This is a genomic window from Actinoplanes sp. OR16, assembly GCF_004001265.1.
Lineage (GTDB): Bacteria > Actinomycetota > Actinomycetes > Mycobacteriales > Micromonosporaceae > Actinoplanes.
The window spans coordinates 8,182,360-8,205,860 of sequence record NZ_AP019371.1; the positions used below are offsets into that span (position 1 = coordinate 8,182,360).

Here is a 23,501-nt window from a genome sequence, read left to right on the forward strand (position 1 = left end):
AGGATGGGGGGTATGCGACTCGTGTCCTTGCTGCCGTCGGCTACTGAGATCGTCTACGCCCTCGGGCTGGGGGACGACCTGGTCGGCGTGACGTTCGAGTGTGACGAGCCGGCTGCCGCCCGGTCCGAGAAGGCGGTGGTGGTCGGCGGGCGTGACACCGGGTCGATGACACCGGCGGAGATCGACGACTACGTGCGGACGCAGATGGCCGCTGGTGGCGATCTCTACACGTTGCACGCCGACGCGCTCGCCGGGCTGGCCCCAGACCTGATCCTCACGCAGGACCTGTGCCGCGTGTGTGCGCTGCCGTCGGGACACGTCGACGACGCGCTCGCTCATCTGGGGTGCCGCTCCGACGTGCTGTCCCTGGATCCGCACACGCTGGACGAGGTTCTTGCGACGTTCGAGGAGGTCGCGCGGGCGGTCGGCGTACCGGAGAAGGGCAGTGACCTGACCGCTCGCCTGAAGCAACGTCTCGCGCGGGTGGCCGCGGCGGTCGAAGGCCGCGCGCGCCCGAAGGTGGCCGTCGTCGAATGGGTGGATCCGCCGTTCGGTGCGGGCCACTGGGTGCCGGATCTGATCACGGCGGCGGGTGGCGAACCGGTGGCAGCGCGTCCGGGGCGGCGATCGGTGCAGATGTCCTGGCCGGAATTGACCGCGCCGAAGCCGGACGTCGTGCTGGTCACGCCGTGCGGTTACCACTTGGACGGGGCGGTCCGGCAGGCCGAGGCGGTACGCCGGCACTTCCCGGACGCCGAGATCTGGGCGATCGACGGCGACGGTCTCGTGGTGCGCCCGGGACCGCGACTGATCGACGGTGTGGAGGCGATAGCGGCGATCCTGCATCCGGAGGCCGTCCCGCCCGCGCCGCCCGGCACCGTCGCCCGAGTCGCGTAAGCCGCCTGAGTTCGTGGGCCGCCTGCGAAAAACCGCCCGAGTCGCCTGAGTTCCTGGGCCGCCTGCGAAAGCCGCCGGTCGAACGGGACTACTGGGTGACGAGCGCGGCGGACCAGCGGCTGCGCGCCGAGTGCCGGACCCGCGACGCCTGGTAGAGCCACGCGATGTCCCGGCCGAACGACCAGGTCAGCGACCCGAGCGCGATGACGAGCGCGGCGACCGCGAGCCAGACCGGCAGCAGTCCGCTGACCACGACCGCCAGCATGACGCCCTGCTGAGCGGCGACGACCTTGCGCCCGAAGCGGGGCGGGAGCGCCGCGTTCAGCCAGGGCAGCGCCCACGAGGCGGCGACGAAGAGGTAGCGGAAGGCGCCGATCGCGAGGGCCCACCACCCGAATTCGAGGGCGGCCGCGACGCTGAGCACCAGGATGAGGAACGCGTCGACCTCCATGTCGAACCGCGCGCCGAACGCCGAACTGGTTCCGGTACGCCGGGCCACCTGCCCGTCGACACCGTCCATGGCCAGCGCGACCGCCGCGATCGTGACCAGCAGCGCGGCCGGGACGACGACACCGGACGCGGCCGAGGCGACGAGGGCGAAGACGCCGCCGGTCAGGATCGCGCGTCCGAAAGTGACCATGTTGGCCCAGCCGAGCGACGGCAGGGCGGCGCGGTTCAGCAGCCCGCACAGGACGACACCGAACGCGACCCCCGCCACCCATCCCCAGCTGCTCAAGCCGGAGTAGACCGCGAGGACCGCCAGCAGGACGAGCTGGGCGGTGAAGCCGGCCAGCGGAGCCCGGGATGGACTCGTCGTGGTCGTGGCGGTACTGATGGTCACCGTTCCTCCTGGACGTAGGGTTTAGCCGCTGTCCCCGATTGACACGCTCGCGGGGCATGATCGGTTCACAGAGAGGACCAACTCCTTGTCGAAGTCGGCCCGTGCCTTCTGGATGACTTGCCCGGGAACGGGCGAGATACGCACCGTGGAGCTGCCGGATCCCGGGCCGGGTGAAGTCCTGGTGCGAACGCTCCACTCCGGGGTGAGCCGCGGCACCGAGACGCTGGTGTTCCAAGGTCGGGTGCCGGAGAGCCAGTGGTCGACGATGCGCGCGCCCTTCCAGGAGGGCGATTTCCCGGCCCCGGTGAAATACGGCTATCTGAACGTCGGCGTCGTGGAGGCCGGCGTCCCCGATCTCGTCGGGAAGACCGTTTTCTGCCTTTTCCCCCATCAGACTCGGTACGTCGTACCGGCCACCGCCGTGACTGTCCTCCCGGACGGCGTGCCCGCTGATCGGGCAGTGCTGACCGGAACCGTGGAGACAGCGGTCAACGCGGTCTGGGACGCACACCCGCAGCTCGGCGACCGGATCACCGTGGTCGGCGGTGGCATGGTCGGCCTCTCGGTCGCGGCGGTCCTCGCCGGTTTCCCGGGCGCCGACGTCCAACTCGTCGACACCGACACCAGCCGAGAGGCGATCGCCACGTCCCTGGCGATCGGCTTCGCCACCCCCGGCCGTGCTCGTGAGGACCGCGACCTGGTGATCCACGCGAGCGCGACCCAGGCCGGGCTCGCCCGATCACTCGAACTTCTCCGCCCCGAGGGCACGGTCGTCGAGCTCAGCTGGCACGGCGACCGTCAGGTGGCGATCCCGCTCGGCGAGCACTTCCACTCCCGCCGGCTCACGATCCGCAGCAGCCAGGTCGGCGGCATCCGCCCCGATCGGCGCCGCGACTACGCCGACCGGCTGAAACTCGCCCTGAACCTTCTCCAGGACTCCCGCTTCGAAGCCTTGATCAGTGGGCGGTCGAGCTTCGAGGACCTGCCGAAGACACTCCCCCGGCTGGCCGACGGTTCACTGCCGGCCCTCTGCCACGTGATCGACTACCCCGGCGGGAATTGATCTTTAAGGACCGGGGTAACCGTAGTACCGGCTGTTCCTGCTGACCTGCTACACCCAGGGAGACGATCACTTGTTCAGCGTCACCGTCCGCGACCACATCATGATCGCGCACAGCTTCTCCGGCGAGGTCTTCGGACCGGCGCAGCGTCTGCACGGCGCCACCTTCGTGGTGGACGCGACGTTCCGCCGCCCCGAACTGGACGACGACAACATCGTGGTCGACATCGGCCGGGCCGGCGAGCAGCTGCACACGATCTGCTCCACGCTCAGTTACCGCAACCTCGACGACGACCCGGAGTTCTCCGGCGTCAACACCTCCACCGAGTTCCTCGCGAAGGTCATCGCCGACCGCCTGGCAGTCCGCATCCAGGCCGGCGAACTAGGCCCCGGCGCGACCGGCCTGACCGGCCTCTCGGTAACCCTGCACGAGTCACACATCGCTTGGGCAAGCTACGAGCGAACGCTGTGATCCTGCACGCGGTGCTGCCGGGCAACATCGACGACCCGGCAGCCCCGAGTGGCGGCAACCGCTACGACCGCGAAGTCCTCCGCCGCCTGTCCTCCCTTCCGCAGATGCCCTCAGCGCAGTCGAGACCGGCGCAGCCGAGTCCGGGGCAGTCGGCTCCGGGGCAGCCGAGTCCGGGGCAGCCGAGTCCGGCGCAAGCGGCATCCGCGCCGACGGATTCCTCGCGTGCGTCAGCCCCTCGGGGTATGGCTGTGCGCGAGATAGCCGTCGCCGGTGACTGGCCCCGCCCTGATCAGGGCCCGCGAAACGCCGTGGCCGCAGCCCTCGAATCCATCCCCGGCGGCGAAACCGTTCTCCTCGACGGTCTGGTGGCGTGCGCGATCCCCGACGTCCTGGAACCGCATGCAACCCGTCTTCGCCTGGTGATCCTGGTCCACCTCCCCTTGGCCGACGAAACCTCCCTGTCCGAGCAGGAGGCCGCCGAACTCGAACTCCTCGAGCGCCGCGCCCTTCACCTCGCCTCGACCGTCATCGCCACCAGCACCCAGGCAGCCCGCCGTGTCGAACAGTTGCACGGCCTGTCCGGCGTTCACGCAGTCCCGCCAGGGGTGGACCCGGCGCCGTCGGCCGTACCGTCCCCGGAAGGCGCCCGCTTCCTGACCGTCGCGTCCCTCACCCACCGCAAGGGCCAGGACGTCCTGGTAGCGGCCCTCAAGCAGATGTCACCGCTCCTGCGCCCCGCCGATCCCGCGCACCCGGCGAAGGACCCGGATCAGGCCGCACCTCCACAGACCGCCGGACCCGCGCGGCCAACTGCACGCCCTCAGGTGGCCTCGGCCTCGCACGAAGCCGCATCCCCTCAGGCGACCTCCGCCTCGCAGGAAACCGCATCCCCCCAGGCGACCTCCGCCTCGCAGGAAACCGCATCCCCTCAGGCGACCTCCGCCTCGCAGGAAACCGCATCCCCTCAGGCGACCTCCGCCTCACAGGAAACCGCATCCCCCCAAGCGACCTCCGCCTCACACGAAGCCGCATCCCCTCAGGCGGCCTCGGCCTCACCGGAGGGCGCCCCGCCGTGGACGTGCACCCTTGTGGGCGCTGGTCCGGCGGTGCCGGAGGTGATTCCCGGCGTTCGGCTGGCCGGTCCTCTCACCGGTCCCGCACTGGACGCCGCCTATGCGAACGCCGACCTCTTCATCCTCCCTTCACGCGCCGAGACATACGGCATGGTCGTCACCGAGGCCCTGGCCCGCGGCCTCCCCGTAGTGGCCACCGACGTCGGCGGCGTCCCGGAAGCCCTGGGCACCACGCCCCAAGGACCACCAGGCCGCCTCCTGCCTCCCGGCGACCCGGAGGCCCTCGCGCGGACCCTGCACGAGTGGCTCACCGACCCCGCCCTGCGAGACCGCTGGCGCGCCGCGGCCCGGATCCGCCGCGAGCACCTGACCAGCTGGGACGAGACCGCGAGGCAGATCGCCGCAATCCTCGACCCGGCACGCAGAACGCTACGCCGCCCGGCCTAACACCAGCATGACGACATCCGTTCGGCCCGTGTTAGGCGCCCGAGAGCAAGCTGCTTCCTGACGACAGACGCCCGACGAAACCGGCGGCCCGGTCACCTGCCACGGCCGCCACGATGGACGGAGATTCACGATGACCGGAGAGTTCAGCCCCGATTGGCTCGCCCTGCGCGAGCCCGCCGACGCCGACGCGCGTGATTCCGGTCTGCTGCGCGAGCTGCCCACCGGCATCACGGTGATCCGGGATCTCGGCTGTGGCACCGGTTCGATGGGCCGCTGGCTGGCACCCCGCCTCCCGATGCCGCAGCACTGGATCATGACGGATCGCGACCCGGCGCTGCTCCAACTCGCCGCCGACGGGATGCCGCCGCAGGTCACGGTCAGCACTCACCTGCGCGACGTCACCGACCTCACGGTGGAGGACCTCGCCGGCGCCGACCTGGTCACCTGCTCGGCGCTGCTCGACGTCCTCACTGCCGCGGAAGTGGAGGGACTGGTCGCGGTCTGTGCCGAGGCCCGGGTCAACGCCCTCTTCACCCTCTCGGTGACCGGCGAGGTGCGGCTCGTCCCGGAGGATCCGCTCGATCGGGAGGTGGAGGCGGCGTTCAACGAGCATCAGCGCCGCAAGACCGGTGGGCGGCGGCTGCTCGGGCCGGACGCGCCGGCGTTCGCGGTTTCCGCGTTCGAGAAGGCGGGCGCGCGCGTGGTCACAGGGGAGAGCGCGTGGCGGCTGGGTCCGGCCCGTCCGGACCTGACCGCGGAGTGGCTGCGCGGCTGGACCGGAGCGGCCGCCGAGCAGAGCCCGGAGCTTCCGGTGGCGGACTATCTGCAGCGCCGCCTGGCAGCGGTTCCGCACGCTTCGGTCGGCCATCAGGATGTTTTAGCGATCTTCATCTGAACCAGACCCGGCGGATCCGGCGTACTAGTCCTCGAGAGCGACGAGGGGACGAAGACGTGGGGCGATCGATCTGGGCCTGGGCCCGCCTGCTGGGCGGCGCCGGCATTCTGGCTCTGGTGCTGTGGCGGCTGGGCACCGGCGCGTTCCTGGACGGGCTTCGGGTGCTCGACGCGGGCGCCCTCGTCACGGCTCTCGGCATCGGTGCGGCGACGACGCTGCTGAGCGCGTGGCGCTGGTGCCTCGTCGCTCGCGGTCTCGGCATGAAGCTCTCGCTGCGGGCGGCGACGGCCGACTACTACCAGGCGCTGTTCTTGAACGCGGCTCTGCCGGGTGGCGTTCTCGGTGACGTCGGCCGGGCAGTGCGGCACGGCCGGGATGAGGGCGATCTGGGGCGCGGGGTCCGGGCCGTGGTCCTGGAGCGGACGGCGGGACAGCTGGTTCTGCTTGTCGTCGGCGCACTGGTGCTGTTGCTCGTACCGTCTCCGGTCCTGTCCCTGCTGAAGGAGCACGCAGCGGTGGCCGCGGCAGTGAGCGCGGCCATCCTGGTGGCCGGCGGGCTCGCGATGCTGGCGCTGCGGCGTCTGCGTCAGGGCGCGTCGCGGGCGGCGAAGGCAGCGCGGACGGGGATGAGCGAGATCCGCGTGGGCCTGCTCTCCCGGCAGAACGGCCCGGGTGTGCTGCTCGCCTCGGCCGCGGTGCTGGCCGGGCACCTGGCGACGTTCATGGTGGCTGCGCGGGCCGCCGGAAGTGCCGCCTCGCTGCTTCAGCTCGCGCCGCTGCTGCTCCTGGCGCTGATCGCGATGGGCCTGCCGGTGAACGTGGGCGGCTGGGGTCCGCGCGAGGGCGTGATGGCCTGGGCGTTCGGCGCGGCGGGACTGAGTGCGGCGCAGGGGCTGACGATCGCGGTCGCCTACGGGATCCTCGCCTTCGTGGCGGCAGCCCCGGGCGCGGCCATCGTCCTGGCCCGGGTGCTGACGCGGCCCAAGGCCGTCGTGGTCGAGCCTTCGATCGAGTCGGTACGGGTGGCCGCTCCGATCTCACCGGCTCCTGTCATGGCGGCGCTGCCGATCATCGTTCCCGCGCCGATCCCCGTCATCCGGCGGACCGTGGTGCGCCAGCCGGCCTACTCCGGTGGTGTCGCCGCTTGATCCACCCGCTAGCACTCGTCCCGCTCAGCGCCGCCCGCGAGACACCCGCCCGCGAGACACCCGCTCGCGAAACGACAGCCCGCGAAACGACCCGCCGGAACACGACCCGCCGCGAAACGACCCGCCGAATCACGGCCGACCGGAACACGGCCGACCGGGACACGACCGGCCAGGACACGACCGGCCAGGACACGACCGGCCAGGACACGACCGGCCAGGACACGACCGGCCGGAACACGACCGGCCGGGACACGGCCGGCCGGGACACGGCCGGCCGGGACACGGCCGGCCGGGACACGGCCGGCCGGGACGAAGTGTCAGAGTTGAGTGAAGCGGGGCGAGAGGGCGTAGCGGAGAAGGACCACGTCGCCGATCTGGCGTACTTCGGCCAGGCCCGCGCGGTTCGCGGGGCCCCACGGGAAGACGCCGTCGTGGACGAATCTCGGGGCGCGGGAGTCGCCGACGAAGAGTGGGGCGATCACCAGCTGGAGTTCGTCGGCCAGGCCCGCGGTGAGGAACTGGGTGTGCATGCGGCCGCCGCCTTCGACCATCAGGCGGCGGATTCCGCGGGCGGCCAGGTCGTCGCAGACGCGGTGGACGCCGACGGGGTCGCCGCCGTCCACGACGGTCGAGACGGCGCCGAGGAGTTGCCGGGCTTTGTCGACGGCCGGGGTGGCGCAGTAGACGAGTTTCGCGGATTCGCCGGTGGTGAAGAACGAAGCCTGTGGATCGAGGTGGCAGCTGCTGGTTACGGTGACCTTGACCGGGTCCGGATGCTCACCGCGGGCAATCCGGGCGGCCCGGCGTTCCGCGGATCGGACGAGCAGGCGCGGGTTGTCCGAGCGGATCGTCGAGGCGCCGACCAGGATCGCGTCGCAGCCGGCGCGGATCTCGTCGACCCGGTCGAAGTCGGCGTCGTTCGAGAGGAGCAGCCGCTCGCCGGAGGCGTCGTCCAGATAGCCGTCGATCGACATTCCACAGCTCAGAAGGACGTAAGGACGCTCAGCCACCACACCACGATAGTCCGTGGGCATGCCGCAGCCGATCTTTGGGCAGAGACAGCATGGCTGCCCAGCGGAAGCCGGGACTCAAACGGCTGGGCGGCCGGCGGGAACCAACGAGGAGGACCGATGTTCGAAGCCCCGGAAGCACTGGATGCCACGGAGATGACGGCGAAGGCGACCATCCGGCGGCAGGTCACCGTGCCGCTGCGTTTTCCGGACGGCTACGCCACCAGCGCACGGGTGATGACCTTCGACGGGCTGGCTGACGGGAAGGAGCACCTGGCTCTGGGGCTGGGTGACTGGCAGCGGGCCCTCACCAAGTCGGCGGCAGGCGGGCGGGCGCCGCTGGTCCGGCCGCACAGCGAGTGCCTGACCGGCGACGTGTTCGGCAGCCAGCGCTGTGATTGCGGGCCGCAGCTGCGGGAGGCCGTCGAGCGGATCGCCGAGCAGGGTGGTTTCCTGCTCTACCTGCGGCAGGAGGGGCGGGGCATCGGCCTGTACGCGAAGCTGGACGCGTATGCGCTGCAGGACGACGGCCTCGACACGTACGAGGCGAATGTCGCATTGGGACGGGGCGAGGACGAACGGGACTACACCGCGGCGGCGCAGATGCTGCTGGCGCTCGGTGTGGACCGGGTGCGCCTGCTCAGCAACAACCCGGACAAGGCGAAGCAGCTGGAGGGCCTCGGCATCGACGTGACGCAGCGGATCCCGACGGGCGTGCACCTGTCGGCGGCGAACGTGCGATACCTGAGTGTCAAGGCCTCGCACACCGCTCACACGATTGAACTGCCCCTGGCAGAGTGACCTCTGGCGCCTTCTGGCGCTCACTCCGTCACGATGGGATGGTGACGGGCGTGAACCTTCCGGGAGCGGGCGAGCTCGACGCGATGCTCGGTGCGGTCGATCAGCTTCCCTTCATCGTCGCCGTGTGCGAAGGGCCGGACCTGCTGCTGGTGGCGTGCAACGCCGCCACCCGCGCGGTCCTGCCCGGACGCGACGTGATCGGCCGGCCGATCCGTGAGGTCATCGCCGACCTCTCCGGCCAGCAGTTCATGGACGCGTACTACGAGGTGTACCGGACCGGCGTGCCGATCACCGGGCGGCAGTGGCGGGCGCACATCGAGCAGCCGGACGGTTCGGTGCACGAGATGTACGCGACGTTCACGATCGTCCCGTGGCTCGACGAGTCGGGCAGCATGCGCGGCGTGATCGGCGCGGCGTTCGACGTCACCGAGTTGTCCCGCACCCGGCTCGCCGCCGAGGCGGAGGCCGACCGGCTGCGCCTGCGCTACGAGCAGAGCCGGGACGTGGTCACCGCGCTGCAGCGGGAGCTGCTGCCGTCCGGGCTCCCGGTGCTGCCGGGCCTGCAGGTGGCGGCGAGTTATCTGCTGGCCGATGCGGACACCGCGGCGGGCGGCGACTGGTTCGACGCGGTGTCGCGTCCGGACGGACAGGTCGCGCTGGTGGTCGGTGACGTGGTCGGGCACGGTGTCACCGCGTCCGGTGTGATGGGCCAGCTCCGGGCGGTGCTGCAGGAGCGCCTGGATGCGGGCGCCGGCATCGCGGAGGCGCTCGCCGCCGCCGATCGGCTGACTTCGCGGGTACGCGCCGCGCACGCCGCGACCGTCTGTCTCGCATTATTGGACCCGGCCACGGGCGAGATGTCGTACTGCACGGCCGGCCATCCGCCGCCGTTGCTGATCTCCGCGACGGGGGCGACGCGTTATCTGCCCGGTACCGGCGGGATGCCGCTGGGCACGGGTGGGACGTTTCCGGTCCGGTCGGCCCGGCTGTCCACCGGCGACCTGCTGCTGCTCTACAGCGACGGGATCGTGGAGCGTCCGGGGGCCGGTGCGGACGGCGCCGCGGAGCTCGCCCAGGTGGCCGCCGACGCCGCCGCCGGCCGGGCGCTGCACGATCCGGGCGCGACCGCCGCGGAACGGGTCTGCACGCAGACCGTGGAATTGCTGGTGCGGTCGGGCGGTCATGCCGACGACATCACTCTTCTCGCTGCTCAGCGCGTTTCCCCCGTACCAAATCTGGCCATTGATCTTCCGGCGGAGCCGGCTGCTCTCCGGGGGGCTCGCACGCGGATCGGAGACTGGCTCACCGCCGCCGGGGCCGCGGAGCATGACGTCTTCGTGTTGCAGCACGCCCTCGGCGAACTCGCGACCAACGCGATCGAGCACGCTTTCGGCGGCGACTTCGGCAAGGACGTCATCGAGATCCGCATGTCGATCACCACGAACGGCCAGGTCGAGGCCACGGTGGCCGATCATGGCGGCTGGCGTGTGCCGGAACGGCAGCCGACCCGTGGCCGTGGTCTCGCGCTCACCGCCCAGCTCGTGCAGAGCCTGCGCGTCGATCCCGGCCCGCACGGCACCATCGCGACCGTCCGGCATCCGCTGAGCCGCCCCGCACGGCTTCTGAGCAGCTTCGACGACTTCCCACCGATCCCGATCCCGGCCGGCGAACTGATCATCACCGAGCTTCCGGGAGGAGACGAGGCTCAGGTACGTCTCAACGGCCCGGTCGACACCGCCTCCGCCGCGCATGCCCGTCAGGAACTCCTGCGTCGCAGTCGTGGTGGCACCGTGCCGATGACGGTCGACCTCTCCGGAGTGACACATCTGGCCAGCGCCGGCGTATCCGCCCTGCATCTGATCGCCGAGAGCCACGGCGTTGACGCGCCGCTCACGCTGGTGGCGCTGCCCGGGAGCCCGGCCCGGCAGATCCTCGACCTCGTCGGGCTGGCCGGCGTCACTCCCTAGAGTTATCCACAGGCCCGCGCCGATTGTCGGTGGACCTCTCTACTATCGCGGGGTGACTTCGGCTCTCCCCCTCTCCGTGTCAGACGCCACCGACGCCCTCAACCGGGTCTTCGGCTACCCATCGTTCCGAGGACAGCAGGCGGAGATCGTCGAGCACGTGATCGGTGGCGGCGACGCCCTGGTCCTGATGCCGACCGGCGGCGGCAAGTCGCTCTGCTACCAGATCCCGGCCCTGGTCCGGCCCGGCACCGGCGTGGTGATCTCGCCGCTGATCGCGCTCATGCAGGACCAGGTCGACGCGCTGCGCACGCTCGGCGTCCGGGCGAACTTCCTGAACTCGTCGCAGGACCTCGACGAGCGCCGGCTGGTCGAGGCCGAGTTCGTGGCCGGCGAGCTCGACCTGCTCTACGTCGCTCCCGAAGGGCTCGGCACGGCCGGTGTGCAGCGCCTGCTCGACCGAGGCAAGATCTCGCTGTTCGCCATCGACGAGGCGCACTGTGTGGCGCAGTGGGGTCACGACTTCCGGCCCGACTACCTGAACCTGTCGATGCTGCACGAGCGCTGGCCGGACGTGCCCCGCATCGCGCTGACCGCCACCGCCACCCCGGCCACCCGCGACGAGATCGCGCACCGGCTGCAGCTGACCGAGGCTCGCCACTTCACGTCGAGCTTCGACCGGCCCAACATCCAGTACCGGATCGTCGCGAAGAGCTCGCCGGCCAAGCAGCTGCTCGACCTGCTCCGCAGCGAGCACGCCGGGCACTCGGGCATCGTCTACTGCCTGTCCCGGGCGTCGGTGGAGAAGCACGCCCAGTTCCTCGCCGACAACGGGATCCCGGCCCTGCCCTACCACGCCGGCCTCGACGCGCGGACCCGCGCCGGGAACCAGTCGCGCTTCCTGCGCGAGGACGGTCTGGTCATGGTCGCGACCATCGCCTTCGGCATGGGGATCGACAAGCCTGACGTACGCTTCGTCGCCCACTTGGATCTGCCCAAGTCCGTCGAGGGTTACTACCAGGAGACCGGTCGTGCGGGCCGGGACGGGCTGCCCTCGACGGCCTGGCTGGCGTACGGCCTGCAGGACGTGGTCCAGCTCCGCAAGATGATCGACAGTTCGGAGGGGGACGTCGCGTTCCGGCGTAACGCCCAGCGCCACCTCGACGCGATGCTGGCCCTCTGCGAGAGCGTGACGTGCCGCCGCGGGCAGCTGCTGGAATACTTCGGCCAGTCCGACGCCCCCGACAAGTGCGACAATTGCGACACGTGCCTGTCGCCGCCGGAGTCGTGGGACGGGACCGTGCCGGCCCAGAAGCTGCTCTCCACGGTGTTCCGGCTGCAGAAGGAGCGCAATCAGAAGTTCGGCGCCGGGCAGTCGATCGACATCCTGATGGGCAAGCGCACCGAGAAGGTCAGCCAGTTCCGGCACGACCAGCTCAGCGTCTTCGGCATCGGCGCCGACCTGCGTGAGGCGGAGTGGCGGGGCGTGGTGCGTCAGCTGCTCGCCGGCGGTTTCCTGGCCGTCGAGGGCGAATACGGCACCCTGGCCCTGACCGAGCGCAGCGGCGAGGTGCTGCGCGGCGAACGCAGACTGCCGATGCGCCGGGAGACCACCCCGGCCCGGCCCAAACAGTCGGCGTCCCGCCAGCCGGCGGCGGCCCCGGCCGACTTCCCGGAATCGGCGGCGCCGCTCTTCGAACGCCTGCGGGCCTGGCGCGCCTCGGTGGCGAAGGAGCAGGGCGTGCCCGCCTACGTCATCTTCCACGACGCCACTCTCCGGGCCATCGCCGTGATGGCGCCGTCGACGCTGGGCCAGCTCGGCGACGTGACAGGCGTGGGCCAGAGCAAGCTGACCAAATTCGGCGACCAGGTCCTCGCAGTGGTGAGCGGCACCCCGGCTCCCGCCGCGACAACACCGACCGCGCCACTCACGACGACGCCGGACACCCACCCCGCAGCGGCGCCGGGCGCAGCACCGAGCGCGCCGCCCGCGGCAACGCCGGACACCCACCCCGCAGCGGCGCCGGGCGCAGCACCGAGCGCGCCGCCCGCGGCAACGCCGGACACCCTGCCCGCGACGACGCCGCGCTCAGCACCCGCCGCAAACGCCTCGGCGAGTTCCCCGGCAGCTCCGAGCGCGGATTCGATGAGCCCGGCCGCGACGGATACGAGCTCCGGGAACGGGCAGCGACTGCTGGCCGACGACGAGTGGGCCGGCCCGGAGCCCGACTGGGACTGATCCGCCGACCCGAACGCCCACGCGCCCGAAGACCCCCGACCAGGCCGCCGCGAACGCGCGACCAACCAGGCAGCCCGGCACGCGCAGCCAACCAAGCGGCCCGGCACGCGCAGCCAACCAAGCGGCCCAGCACGCGCAACCAACCAAGCGGCCCAGCACGCGCGGCCCGGCACGCGCAGCCAACCAAGCGGCCCGGCACGCGCAACCAACCAAGCGGCCCGGCACGCGCAACCAACCGAGCGGGCCGCGTGTTTGGCGGCACGCGGCCGGCCCGGTCAGCTGTCGCGGATGGCTTCGCCGGCGATTTCGATGCGGACCTTTTTACCTACCAGGACGCCGCCGCTCTCCAGCAGGACGTTCCAGACCAGGCCGTAGTCCTCGCGGTCGAATTCGGCGGAGGCGCTGAAGCCGAAGATGTCGCGGCCGTACGGGTCGCGGCGCGCGCCGCCGAACTCCATGTTCAGGTTGATCGGCCGGGTGACGTCCTTGATCGTCAGCAGGCCGCTCACCACGAACCGGCCGGATGCCCGGGTCGCCGCCGAGGGCAGGTCGGTCTGCGTGTTGTTGCGGCGGGCCAGCGGGTTGTTGCGCAGCCGCGCCCACTGGAAGATCGGGTCGCTCTCCGCCTCCCACTTGATGCCGGTGCTGCGGAACTCGAGGGTCCGGTAGCGCTCGACGTCGAGGAAGTCGGCGCTGGACAGGTGCGTGTCCCGCTCCGGGTTGTGCGTGTTGATGCTGTCGGACCGGATGCTGGCGGTGACCTGCGACTGCAGCGGGTCCTCACCCACGTAGATCTGCGCGGTGCCCTTCGCGAACTCGCCGCGGATCGGGCTGACCATCATGTGCTGGGCGACGAACCCGATCCTCTTGTGCGCCTCGTCCAGTGTGTACACACCGGGATCCGGAATCATCAGGCCGTTCCACTCCCGGATCGGCCGGTCGACGTTCACGTGGCCCTCCCCCTCCGGCACTTCGCTCCCCCTCCAGCAAAATTGACGACCGCCACCGGACAGTCGCGGGCGCAGCGGCACCCGAGCCCACCAGCTCGCGCGACCACAGGATTCGCGGAGAGTCTAGGCTCCACCTTGATCAAAGGTGGGCCCCGAGGAATACATTTCGTGTCCGCCGACACAGGCCTCGGGAAGTCCCGGATCCCAGCTTTGGTCCGATTTGATCACGTTCTCGATCACCGCTCAAGAAAGCTGTGAGCTGCGGAAACAGTGATCCATTCAGTTACGGGCGACGATCGCTGAGGCGTTTCTGAGAGTCGGTGTCGGAAGCTCGACACCGGTGACCATCGCGACTCTGCGTAGCGAAACGTGACCATCATCTCTTTCAGATTTGCATGAAGTTCCCAGGATAGGCCACGGTACGGGCGGGTAGGAACACAGAGTGTCGGCCCCCGGAACCTCCCCTGTGGCCGGTTCCGTGAGGCGGCACTCATATGATCTTTCCCGGAGGGCAAGTCGCGGAGGCCGAGCAGCGGAGGACAACGATGGGCGCCTGGGACTTCGGACCGTTCGACAACGACAGCGCCGCCGACTGGTGCGGCGATCTCCAGGACGCCGAACCGGCTCGCCGCGTCGAACTGATCCGCGACACGCTCACCGCGGTGCTGCACGAGGGCGAGTACCTGGACAGCCACGAGGGCTCCGCCGCCGTCGCCGCCGCGGCGGTCATCGCCTCGCAGCTGCCCAGCGGCTCGCCGCTCACCTCCGCCTACGCCCCGGATTTCCTCACCGGGGGCGGCACTCTGGACATCCCCGCCGACCTGCCGGCCCTGGCGCTGCGAGCCCTCGACCGCGTCGCCGGCGACGACTCCGAGTGGCGCGACCTCTGGGAGGACGGCCTGCCCAAGGCGCTGACCGCCCTCCAGCCGGTCCGCGAAGCCCTGCGATCAGCAGCCGGATAGAGCCGGCTAGATCACTTCGCCTGGGCCACGTTCACCATCCAGGGGACGCCGAAGCGGTCGACGAGGTGGCCGAACTCGTCGCCCCACATCTGTTTCTCCAGCTGCACCTTCACCTCGGCGCCCTCGGCCAGCTTGTCCCACACCTCGCGCAGGCCGTCCTCGGCGTCGCCGCTCAGGCTGACGGTGATGGTGTCGCCCGGGTTCCACCCCATGCCGGGCGGGGTGTCGGAGGCCATCAGCGTGTAGCCCTGCGGCGTCTCCAGCTGCGCGTGCATGACCTTGTCCTGGAAGGCGGGGTCGGGCATGCCGAACTCGCCGAAGGTGGAGACGGTCAACTCGCCGCCGAAGATGCCGCGGTAGAACTCCACGGCCTCGCGCGCGTTGCCGTTGAAGGAGATGTATGGATTCAGTCGAGAAGTCATGCCCCGGACGCTAGACCCGCCCTACGACACTTTCCGCCCGACCGACACGTCTCCACCCGGCTGATACCACTCACGTCAAAAGGCATGTGCACAGACGGCCAAAAGGGCTAAGGCGCTCATCGATGGTCGGAGCCCTCCGATTCGACCGCCGCGCGGCCCGCTTCGAGACGCGCGATCGGGACGCGGAACGGCGAGCAGGACACGTAGTCCAATCCGACCTCGTGGAAGAAATGGACCGAGTCCGGGTCGCCGCCGTGCTCGCCGCAGACGCCCAGCTTCAGGCCGGGCCGGGCAGCCCGGCCCTCCTCGGCGGCGATCCGCACGAGCCGGCCCACGCCGTCGGCGTCGATCGACTCGAACGGCGAGATGCCGAAGATGCCCAGCTCCAGGTAGCGCCAGAAGAACGCGCCCTCGACGTCGTCACGCGAGAAGCCCCAGGCCATCTGGGTGAGGTCGTTGGTGCCGAACGAGAAGAACTCGGCCGCCTCGGCGATCTGCCCGGCCGTGAGCGCCGCCCGCGGCACCTCGATCATCGTGCCGATGAGGATGTCCACGCCGGACGAACCCACGATGGTGTCGATGATCTTCGACGCTTCCGCGCGTACCGTCTCCAGCTCCTGAACCGCACCGACCAGCGGAACCATGATCTCCGGGCGCGGCTTGCCGCCCTCGGCGGCGAGCGCGACCGCCGCCTCGGCGATGGCACGCACCTGCATCGCGAAGAGACCGGGGATGACCAGGCCCAGCCGTACGCCACGAAGCCCGAGCATCGGATTCTGCTCGTGCATCCGGCGCACCGCGGCCAGCAACTGCTCGTCGTGCTCCACCCGCTGCCCGTGCTCGTGCTGGACGGCCACCTTCACGGCCAGCTCCTCCAGCGACGGCAGGAACTCGTGCAGCGGCGGGTCGATCAGCCGGACCGTGACCGGCAGGCCGTTCATCTCCCGGAAGATGTCCAGGAAGTCGGCGCGCTGCAGGGGCAGCAGGGCGGCGAGGGCGTCGTCGCGTTCGGCGTCGGTGCGCGCCAGGATCAGCCGCTCCACCAGCTCACGCCGATCGCCCAAGAACATGTGCTCGGTACGGCACAAGCCGATGCCCTGAGCGCCGAACCGCCGGGCCCGGGCCGCGTCGGCGCCGGTGTCGGCGTTGGTCCGCACGTGCAGGCGCCGCTTCTCGTCGGCGTGGGTGAGGATCCGGTGCACCGCCGCGACCAGGGGATCGTTGGCCTGTGCCGGATCGAGGTCGCCTTCGAAGTACTGCACGACCTCGCTGGGCCGCACCGGCACCTCGCCGAGGTAGACACGACCGGTGGTGCCGTCGATGGAGATGACGTCGCCCTCGTTCACGACGGCCGAGCCGACGGTGAACGACGAGGAGGAGACCTCGATGGCGTCGGCGCCGCAGACACACGTCTTGCCCATGCCACGGGCGACCACGGCGGCGTGCGAGGTCTTGCCGCCCCGGCTGGTCAGGATGCCCTGGGCGGCGATCATGCCGGGCAGGTCGTCCGGGTTGGTCTCGCGCCGGACCAGGATGACCGCCTTGCCCTCGGCTGCCACCTCGACGGCACGGGCGGCCGTGAAGACCACTTCGCCGAAGGCCGCGCCCGGCGAGGCGCCGACACCACGGGTGATCGAGTCCGGCTCGTCGGAGAGATCGAAACGCGGGAACATCAGCTGGGCGAGCTGGGCGCCACTGACCCGGACGAGCGCCTCGTCGAGATCGATGACACCCTCGTCGACCAGCTGGCTCGCGATGGTGAACGCGGCGGCGGCGGTCCGCTTGCCGACGCGGGTCTGCAGCATCCACAGCTTGCCGCGCTCGATCGTGAACTCGATGTCGCACAGGTCGCGGTAGTGCCCTTCGAGCGTCGCCATGATCTGCATGAGCTCGTCGTAGGACTTCTTGTCGAGTCGTTCCAGATCGGCCAGCGACAGCGTGTTGCGGATGCCGGCGACGACGTCCTCGCCCTGCGCGTCGGAGAGGTAGTCGCCGTAGACGCCCTGCTCACCGGTGGCCGGATCGCGGGTGAAGGCGACTCCGGTCCCGGAGTCGGCGCCCAGGTTGCCGAAGACCATCGCCACCACGTTGACGGCCGTACCCAGGTCGGTGGGGATGCGCTCCTGACGGCGGTAGAGCACGGCACGGTCCGCGTTCCACGACCGGAACACCGCGGCGATCGCCAGGTCGAGCTGCTCCCGCGGATCCTGCGGGAAGTCGTGCCCGGTGTGTTTCAAGAAGACTTTCTTGTACGCCGTGACGAGCGTGCGGAGATCGTCGGCATCGAGCTGGACGTCGTCGGTGACGCCCTTCGCGACCTTCGCCTCGTGCAGCGCGTCCTCGAACTCGTGCCCCGGCACCTCGCACACGGTCTTGCCGAACATCTGGATGAGCCGGCGGTAGGAGTCCCAGGCGAACCGGTCGTTGCCACCGGCCTGCCGGGACAGCCCGTCGACCGACGCGTCGTTGAGGCCGACGTTGAGGACGGTCTCCATCATGCCGGGCATGGAGAACTTGGCGCCGGAGCGTACCGAGACGAGCAGCGGGTCGGCCGGGTCGCCGAGCCGCCGGCCCATGTCGCGTTCCAGGGTCGCGAGGTGCTCGTCGATCTCGCCGTCGAGGCCGTCGACGTGCGTGCCGTCGAGGAGGAATCGCTGGCATGCCTCAGTGGTGATCGTGAATCCGGGCGGGACGGGGAGGCCGAGGTTCGTCATCTCCGCGAGATTGGCGCCCTTGCCACCGAGAAGATCTTTGAGGTCCTTGTTGCCTTCATGGAAGTCGTAGACGAACTTCATGCCGCACCCACCTCCGGTTACGAATCCGCGGCCGAAATGTGTTCGTGCCCCGGGATTCGTAAGGCTAAGCACGGAGGAAGCGAATAGTTAACAGCCCGTGGCTTTTTCCACACCCATACGAAGAACCCTGATCGGATCACGCTCTCTCCGAGCAGAACCGCGCAGCGCGGGCCCGCGCCCGGGGCGGTTACGCGGATCGCCGGGTGCGAGGTAGCGTTTCCCCAATGGGGCCGGCGACACTGAAGCAGCGGTTGCGGGGCATCCGGGTGCCCGATCCGTTCGACCTCGATCTGTTCTGCGCCGAGGTGTCCGCCTCGCGCGGCCGGCCGCTGCACCGGCAACCCCTCGCGGGCCTGGGCCCGGGCGCCCCCTGCGGTCTCTACCTCGGCCTGCCGGCGGCCGACTACGTCTTCTACGACCCGGAGACCTCGCCGCTGCACGCCGAGCACATCGTGCTGCACGAGATCGCGCACATGCTCTGTGGCCACGGGCAGAGGACCGGCAACACCGACCTGGCGGCTCAGCTCTTCCCCGACCTCGACCCGGCGATGATCAGCCGCATGCTCGCCCGGGCGGCGTACTCGACCGAGCAGGAACGCGAGGCCGAGATGCTGGCTTCCATGATCCGTACGACCCGGGAGCCGTCGACGGCCCACGACCCCGGCGCCGGCCGGATGTTCGGCAACGCGACGCTCGGCACGGCCGTCAACCGCATAGCCGACGCGCTGGGCGCGACGGGCAGGTGATCGCCTCCGCCGCGGTCGCCGTGCTCCTCTGGGTGACCGTCGTGGCTCGTCTGCCCAACCTGCGCCGCGACCTGAGACAGCGCCTGCTCTGGGCGAACCTGCTCTTCTGCGCTCTCGCCGCGAGCTTCGCGCTGCCCGCGATCGCCGGCGGCCGTCCGGTGCCGGTCGCCGCCCACCTCTGCGCGATCGTCGCGGCCCAGCTGCTGCTCAGCTTCGTCTGCCTGGTGACCGGGACCGGCCGGCCGTGGGTGCAGTGGTCGCTGACCGGCGCCATGCTGGCGTTCCTGACGATCTCCGCGGTCCCGGCGACGCCGGAGGATCCGTTCCGGTCGGCCACGGCCACCGAGGTGGCGTACTGGGCGGTCTTCCACGGCTATCTCGCGTTCCTGATGCTGCTCAACGCGCGTGCCTGCACGATCATCGGCCGGGCCGCGCCGTCCGGGTACGTCCGCCGCGGCATCCTGACCATGGGCAACGGCATCCTGCTGATCGGCCTCTACGCCCTGGTCAAGGCCCTGCTGATCGGGGCGTGGGATGCGGGCGTGCCGCTGGACCTGACCGCCTGGGAGCCATGGCTCGTGACGGTTCGCACCGCCGGGGCGCTGCTCTACCTGTTCGGCGGAGCGGTGCCGGCCGTCGTGCTGCTCGGGCCGGTCCTCGCGGCGTACCGATCACTGGTCGTGCTGCGTCCGCTGTGGAGCGCCATGCGGACGGCGTTCCCGGAGGTCGTGCTGATGTCACCGGCCCGGGCGGCGCTGCAGCTGACCGGCGTGGGCGGCGTGCGGCTGCGGCTCTACCGCCGGGTCATCGAGATCCGCGACGGCCTGCTGGCGCTGCGCCCCTATCTGCCCGCCGGCTGCCCGGAGGAGATCGGGGATCCAGCGGTGGAGGCGAAGCGGATCATGATCGCGCTGCGGCAGCGGGAGACGGGCCTACCGCCGGACGGGACGCCGGGCCGATGGGCGCCGGTCGGACCGAGCATGGACGATGAGGTGGAGTGGCTGTCACGGGTGAGCCGGGCGTACAGGAAGAAGGGTCTCAGCCGTTCGGATGCTCGGACTCCCAGACCTTCCGGATCGCCTCGGTGATGGCCCTGCGCCCGTCCGGGGAGACGTCGGCGGCCCGTAACGCGATCTCGGTGACGCCGGCGCCGCTCAGCGATCTCAGCAGCTCCAGCTGACCGTCGACGCGGCGGGTCACCTCGTCGTCGATGAAGTAGGCCACCGGCACGCCGAAGTACTCCGCGAGGGCGGTCAGGTGCTGCACCGTCGGGTTGTCCCGGCGGCCGGTGCGCAGCTGCCAGATGTAGGTGTGGGAGATGGCCACGCCCTGACCGGCCCGGATCGCCTCGGCCACTGTCATGTAGCTGGGCTCCGGACGGCCGGTGGCGCGGAAGAGCCGGTCCAGCTTCCCGGCGATCGAGAAGACCCCTTCCGTACCGGACACTCCGCACCACTCCCCCGCAGGCCCACTGTTGGACCATTCGACACACACCTCATGACCGACCATGAGCAGCAGCACGATCTTGCAAGGCGAGAGCCTCGTGGTGCAAGAACGGCTGATGCACATCCCCCGATGCAGGCCGGCCATAAACTGAGGTTTATGGGCCGACCAGAAGCTTAGGGCATCACCGAACCATGCTCAAGAAAGTTCACCGAGTCGGTTGAGTCCGCATCAGACGGTCGGGTGGACGCGTCCGGGCCGAGCCCGCTTCTGAGGAAGACGGCCGGAAAATAAGGGCGCCGCTGTGAATTCCACGGGGGAAGAACTCACAACGGCGCATGGCGAACAATAGACCACTGAGGTCACGCTGTCTATCCCACGCGCTGGACGACCGAGCCGACGAGCTTCTGCCAGTCCGCCTCGAAGTTCGGCGAAGCGGACGCGTTGTCCAGCCGGTAGATCGCATAGGTATCCACGAGCACCACGTTCCGGCTGGTCAGCACTGCCACGGCGGTGTCCGCCGTACCGGGGTGAGTGGCTTCGTACTTCTTGTGCCGCACGATCACGAAACCGGTCCAGCCGCCCTCGTCGAGATCGCGGACCTCGGCCGTCTCGGTGTACGCCGGCTCGTTGCGATCCGACGTCACGGTCGCCGGCACCTCGGTCGACGGCCGGCACTGGTCGGCGACGGTCCGCAGCAGCGCGAGCCCGGCCTGCGCGGAGGCGGCGTCCGGGTAGACCAGCGCGGTCTGATGCAGTGTCTGCGCGCCGGTCTGCCCCTCGTCGGCCAGCGACGCGGCGACCAGCTGCGCGCCCGGCGGGACCTCCGGCGGCGTGGTCGTGCCGCCGCAGAAGCTGACCAGCTGCGCCGCGGGGGCGGCGCTCTCCTCCGGCGCGGCCCAGGTGGGGCCGACCTCGGACGCCTGGAGGAACGCGCCGCGCATGGTGGTGACGCTGACCAGGCCGCCGTCCGGGCCGGGATCCGGCTCGTCCGACGAGCCGCAACCGGCCACGACGGCGAGCGCGCACGCGGCGGCGAGAACGACACTGGTCGCCTTCTTTGGCGCGGCAGTCACGAACATCGGGCCATCTTGACAGACGGTAGCGGTTTGGCGAAAAGCATCGACGCAGGGTGATTCGGCGAATACCGGTCGCCACCGTGCAGGCAGGCGGCTATCGTTCCCGGCACCACGGCGTGTAGCTCAGTCAGCAGAGTGCCCGGCTCAGGACCGGGAGGGCGCAGGAGCAAAGCCTGCCACGTCGGCATGAATCAGCACGGGGACGAGATCATCGGCGCCGGATACCCACTCGGGCAGCTGGCCAAGGCGGCCGAGACCGCCACCACCCACCCCGACCCGGCGACCCGCGAGCGCGCCGAGGGCCGGATCGCGCGCTGGCAGGCGGTCCTGCACGGGATGCTCGACGGCGAGCTGTTCATCGGCTCTCGCACACCCGTGCCCGAGCTGCCCGCCTGGGTCACCCCCGAGGTGATCCACGGTGGCTTCGCGACCGGGCGGGCGGCCGCCGGCAACCCGCTGCTGCAGGGCTGGGAGTCGGCGTACGCCGACCGTCACGACCTCCCCCACGACCGCGCCTCGGTCTTCCGGCACCGGCTCGAGCACGCCACGGCTGCCGAGGGCGACCGGGTCGCGCTGCCCGAGGAGTCGGTGCTGCCGGTGCTGCGCTGGCTGATCGAGGCCGGTGATCACGACGCCGCGACGGCACTGCTGGAGACGGTCGCGCCGTTCATCAACCGGCTGCGGTTCGCGCCGGAGCCGGCCGCCGATCCCGAGCTCGATCCGGAGTTCGTCTGGCGGGACCCGGCCGGCCGGGTCCGCGACGCGCTGCTGAGCCGTGGACCGCAGCCGCGGATCGCGACGATGCGCGACACGCTCACGGTGTGGAACCTGTTCAGTGATGACGTCCTCGCGCTCTGGCTGACGACGGCCGAGAACGGGCGTGTCGGCGTACATCTGGGGGTTGACGTGAAGAGGGAGGCGCGGCAGCTCCTGGACCGATTCGCGGAGCTCGCGGAGCGGTACCCGCCCAGCCGGCGCCATGCCGGGCCGAAGGCGAACCTGACCGTGCTGCGGACCGCGCTCGACGACGTGCTGGCCGGCCGGGAGTGGCGGCGCGGGCTGGTGCAGAGCGTGGTGGACGCGATGGTGGCGCGGCGTGGATCTCCCGGCAGTCCCGGGCATCGGGCTCTGCGGGCGCGGCAGGCCGCCGACGCGGCGCTCAAGCCGCACCACGAGATCGCGCACGCGGTGGCCCGGCGGATGGGTCCCCTGCCGCAGCACACCGGCGTCCTGGAGATCGACGCGCTGATCACGCCGGTGGACGGGACGGCGGTGCCCGATCGCATCCGGGCCATCCTGGCACGGGCCACCGCCGCACCGGTCGAGGATCTGATCGAAGCCGGACTCGTGCCGAGCGCCGAGGTCCTCGCGCGACTGGTGCCGCGGATCGCCGCGCGGACGGTGGCGGACGCTTACCCCGACCCCGTGCTGCGGCGGATCATGGCGGCGAACCACCTGGCGTTCCGGAATCGGCGCTCGGTGCTCCTCACCGACCTGCAGTCGCAGGTGCGGCCGGAGGAGTTGCCCTGGGTGCGGGCGGTGGCCGGGCATCGACGGGCCAGTGGCGACACACGGGCCGCGGCCGCCGCGACGCTGCGCCGGCTCGGCGAACTCACCGTCGGATCGTTTCCGGGCACGCTGATCCCCAACCCGATGGTCCGCGAACTCGCCGCGGTCAGCCGCGAGGCCGGGCTCGACCTGCCGTGGGTGGAGGAGCTGGCGGCGGACATCTTCGACGGCCGGTTCAGCGCCAAGTTCGTGGCCGCCGCCCGGATCGCCGGGGAGCTGCTGAGCGGGACGATCTACGAGCAGTACTACGCCGCCGACTACGCCGGTCTCCCCACCGGGGCGGCGACCTTCGCGCAGCTGTGCCGGAAGCGGGCCGGCTTCACGGAGTTGCGCGGGCTGCCGGCCGCGAACGGGATGATCATCGAGCAGGCGCAGATCCTCACCACGCACAACCTGGCGACACTGGTCCGGGCCGGGGTGCGGTTCGATCCGGACGGCGCCGAGGACTGCTGGGCGAAAGCGGAACGGCTCGCCGGGCAGCCGCGGCCCCTGGCGCACGCCTGGCGGGAGATGGTCTTCCGCCTCGCGATCTCCGGCCGTGCCGAGGAGTTCGTCCTGACCCGGCCGGAGCGAAGCCCGCTGGCTCCGGCGCTGGACGGGCTGATCGCCGCGGTCGAGGGCCGCCCGGCGAAACCGCTGACCGGGTGGCGCCTCACGCGGTGATCTCACGCCTCGGGCGCACCCGTCG

Annotated in this window: 19 protein-coding genes, 1 tRNA gene and 2 pseudogenes; 14 read left to right on the forward strand and 8 right to left on the reverse strand. The window is 70.7% G+C overall.

The window, feature by feature from the left end; all coding sequences use genetic code 11:
• Nucleotides 1-12 precede the first annotated feature (12 nt).
• Nucleotides 13-897, forward strand: coding sequence for an ABC transporter substrate-binding protein (locus EP757_RS37725; RefSeq protein ID WP_127553122.1), 885 nt, complete (start codon nt 13-15; stop codon nt 895-897).
• A gap of 88 nt (nt 898-985) precedes the next feature.
• Here EP757_RS37725 and EP757_RS37730 read toward each other — a convergent pair whose 3' ends face one another.
• Nucleotides 986-1,738 carry a CDP-alcohol phosphatidyltransferase family protein gene (locus EP757_RS37730; protein ID WP_127553123.1) on the reverse strand — a complete coding sequence of 251 codons (753 nt, stop codon included), beginning with the start codon at nt 1,736-1,738 and terminating at the stop codon, nt 986-988.
• Nucleotides 1,739-1,823: 85 nt separating this feature from the next.
• Between EP757_RS37730 and EP757_RS37735 the strand changes: the two genes are divergently transcribed.
• Nucleotides 1,824-2,801 (forward strand): zinc-binding alcohol dehydrogenase, encoded by a 978-nt coding sequence (locus EP757_RS37735; RefSeq protein ID WP_127553124.1) that lies wholly within the window; start codon nt 1,824-1,826, stop codon nt 2,799-2,801.
• Between the two features lie 70 nt (nt 2,802-2,871).
• Entirely contained in the window at nt 2,872-3,270 is a 399-nt protein-coding gene (locus EP757_RS37740; RefSeq protein WP_127553125.1) for a 6-carboxytetrahydropterin synthase, read from the forward strand.
• A gap of 227 nt (nt 3,271-3,497) precedes the next feature.
• Here EP757_RS37740 and EP757_RS44930 read toward each other — a convergent pair whose 3' ends face one another.
• The gene (locus EP757_RS44930; protein ID WP_160166004.1) at nt 3,498-3,842 is read right to left on the reverse strand and encodes a hypothetical protein; all 345 of its coding nucleotides are present in this window, start codon (nt 3,840-3,842) and stop codon (nt 3,498-3,500) included.
• 501 nt (nt 3,843-4,343) lie between these two features.
• Between EP757_RS44930 and EP757_RS44345 the strand changes: the two are divergent.
• From EP757_RS44345 to EP757_RS37760, 3 genes and pseudogenes are all read left to right on the forward strand, one after another.
• Nucleotides 4,344-4,790, forward strand: a pseudogene (locus tag EP757_RS44345) (glycosyltransferase); the annotation flags it as partial.
• Between the two features lie 130 nt (nt 4,791-4,920).
• Nucleotides 4,921-5,685 (forward strand): class I SAM-dependent methyltransferase, encoded by a 765-nt coding sequence (locus EP757_RS37755; protein ID WP_127553126.1) that lies wholly within the window; start codon nt 4,921-4,923, stop codon nt 5,683-5,685.
• Nucleotides 5,686-5,741: 56 nt separating this feature from the next.
• Nucleotides 5,742-6,833, forward strand: a complete 1,092-nt coding sequence (locus EP757_RS37760) for a lysylphosphatidylglycerol synthase transmembrane domain-containing protein (protein WP_127553127.1) — start codon at nt 5,742-5,744, stop codon at nt 6,831-6,833.
• A 317-nt stretch (nt 6,834-7,150) separates the two neighbouring features.
• Here EP757_RS37760 and EP757_RS37765 read toward each other — a convergent pair whose 3' ends face one another.
• A complete protein-coding gene (locus EP757_RS37765; RefSeq protein WP_127553128.1) occupies nt 7,151-7,843 on the reverse strand; it encodes a dihydrofolate reductase family protein in 693 nt (230 codons plus the stop codon).
• Nucleotides 7,844-7,963: 120 nt separating this feature from the next.
• Here EP757_RS37765 and ribA point away from each other — a divergent pair, with 120 nt between their 5' ends.
• From ribA to recQ, 3 genes and pseudogenes are all read left to right on the forward strand, one after another.
• Nucleotides 7,964-8,644: a GTP cyclohydrolase II gene (gene ribA / locus EP757_RS37770; protein WP_127553129.1), complete on the forward strand. Its 681-nt coding sequence runs from the start codon at nt 7,964-7,966 to the stop codon at nt 8,642-8,644.
• Between the two features lie 50 nt (nt 8,645-8,694).
• Entirely contained in the window at nt 8,695-10,611 is a 1,917-nt protein-coding gene (locus EP757_RS37775) for a SpoIIE family protein phosphatase (RefSeq protein ID WP_232050216.1), read from the forward strand.
• Nucleotides 10,612-10,663: 52 nt separating this feature from the next.
• Nucleotides 10,664-12,496: pseudogene (gene recQ, locus EP757_RS37780) on the forward strand (DNA helicase RecQ); the annotation flags it as partial.
• Nucleotides 12,497-13,122: 626 nt separating this feature from the next.
• On the opposite strand, the gene EP757_RS37785 reads toward recQ, so the two are convergent.
• A complete protein-coding gene (locus EP757_RS37785) occupies nt 13,123-13,758 on the reverse strand; it encodes a YceI family protein (protein WP_174262573.1) in 636 nt (211 codons plus the stop codon).
• 584 nt (nt 13,759-14,342) lie between these two features.
• Here EP757_RS37785 and EP757_RS37790 point away from each other — a divergent pair.
• The gene (locus EP757_RS37790; RefSeq protein ID WP_127553131.1) at nt 14,343-14,759 is read left to right on the forward strand and encodes a DUF4259 domain-containing protein; all 417 of its coding nucleotides are present in this window, start codon (nt 14,343-14,345) and stop codon (nt 14,757-14,759) included.
• 11 nt (nt 14,760-14,770) lie between these two features.
• Here EP757_RS37790 and EP757_RS37795 read toward each other — a convergent pair whose 3' ends face one another.
• Together EP757_RS37795 and ppdK are read right to left on the reverse strand one after the other, a co-directional pair.
• Complete coding sequence (locus EP757_RS37795) at nt 14,771-15,181, reverse strand: VOC family protein (RefSeq protein WP_127553132.1); 411 nt, start codon at nt 15,179-15,181, stop codon at nt 14,771-14,773.
• Nucleotides 15,182-15,297: 116 nt separating this feature from the next.
• Nucleotides 15,298-17,976 carry a pyruvate, phosphate dikinase gene (ppdK, locus tag EP757_RS37800; protein WP_127553133.1) on the reverse strand — a complete coding sequence of 893 codons (2,679 nt, stop codon included), beginning with the start codon at nt 17,974-17,976 and terminating at the stop codon, nt 15,298-15,300.
• Nucleotides 17,977-18,200: 224 nt separating this feature from the next.
• On the opposite strand from ppdK, the gene EP757_RS37805 reads away from it, so the two are divergent.
• Both EP757_RS37805 and EP757_RS37810 read left to right on the forward strand, forming a co-directional pair.
• Nucleotides 18,201-18,722 carry a hypothetical protein gene (locus EP757_RS37805; RefSeq protein ID WP_127553134.1) on the forward strand — a complete coding sequence of 174 codons (522 nt, stop codon included), beginning with the start codon at nt 18,201-18,203 and terminating at the stop codon, nt 18,720-18,722.
• Nucleotides 18,719-19,810 carry an MAB_1171c family putative transporter gene (locus EP757_RS37810; RefSeq protein ID WP_127553135.1) on the forward strand — a complete coding sequence of 364 codons (1,092 nt, stop codon included), beginning with the start codon at nt 18,719-18,721 and terminating at the stop codon, nt 19,808-19,810. The genes EP757_RS37805 and EP757_RS37810 overlap by 4 nt, the downstream gene beginning before the upstream one ends.
• Here EP757_RS37810 and EP757_RS37815 read toward each other — a convergent pair.
• On the reverse strand, nt 19,761-20,168 hold the full coding sequence (locus EP757_RS37815) for a helix-turn-helix domain-containing protein (RefSeq protein ID WP_127553136.1): 408 nt from the start codon (nt 20,166-20,168) through the stop codon (nt 19,761-19,763). The two genes, EP757_RS37810 and EP757_RS37815, sit on opposite strands and share 50 nt — an antisense overlap.
• A gap of 368 nt (nt 20,169-20,536) precedes the next feature.
• Nucleotides 20,537-21,247 carry a hypothetical protein gene (locus EP757_RS37820; protein ID WP_127553137.1) on the reverse strand — a complete coding sequence of 237 codons (711 nt, stop codon included), beginning with the start codon at nt 21,245-21,247 and terminating at the stop codon, nt 20,537-20,539.
• 109 nt (nt 21,248-21,356) lie between these two features.
• Between EP757_RS37820 and EP757_RS37825 the strand changes: the two genes are divergently transcribed.
• Together EP757_RS37825 and EP757_RS43100 are read left to right on the forward strand one after the other, a co-directional pair.
• Nucleotides 21,357-21,429 (forward strand) — tRNA-Leu (locus EP757_RS37825).
• A gap of 1 nt (nt 21,430) precedes the next feature.
• Entirely contained in the window at nt 21,431-23,476 is a 2,046-nt protein-coding gene (locus tag EP757_RS43100) for a hypothetical protein (protein WP_160166005.1), read from the forward strand.
• Nucleotides 23,477-23,501: the final 25 nt, after the last annotated feature.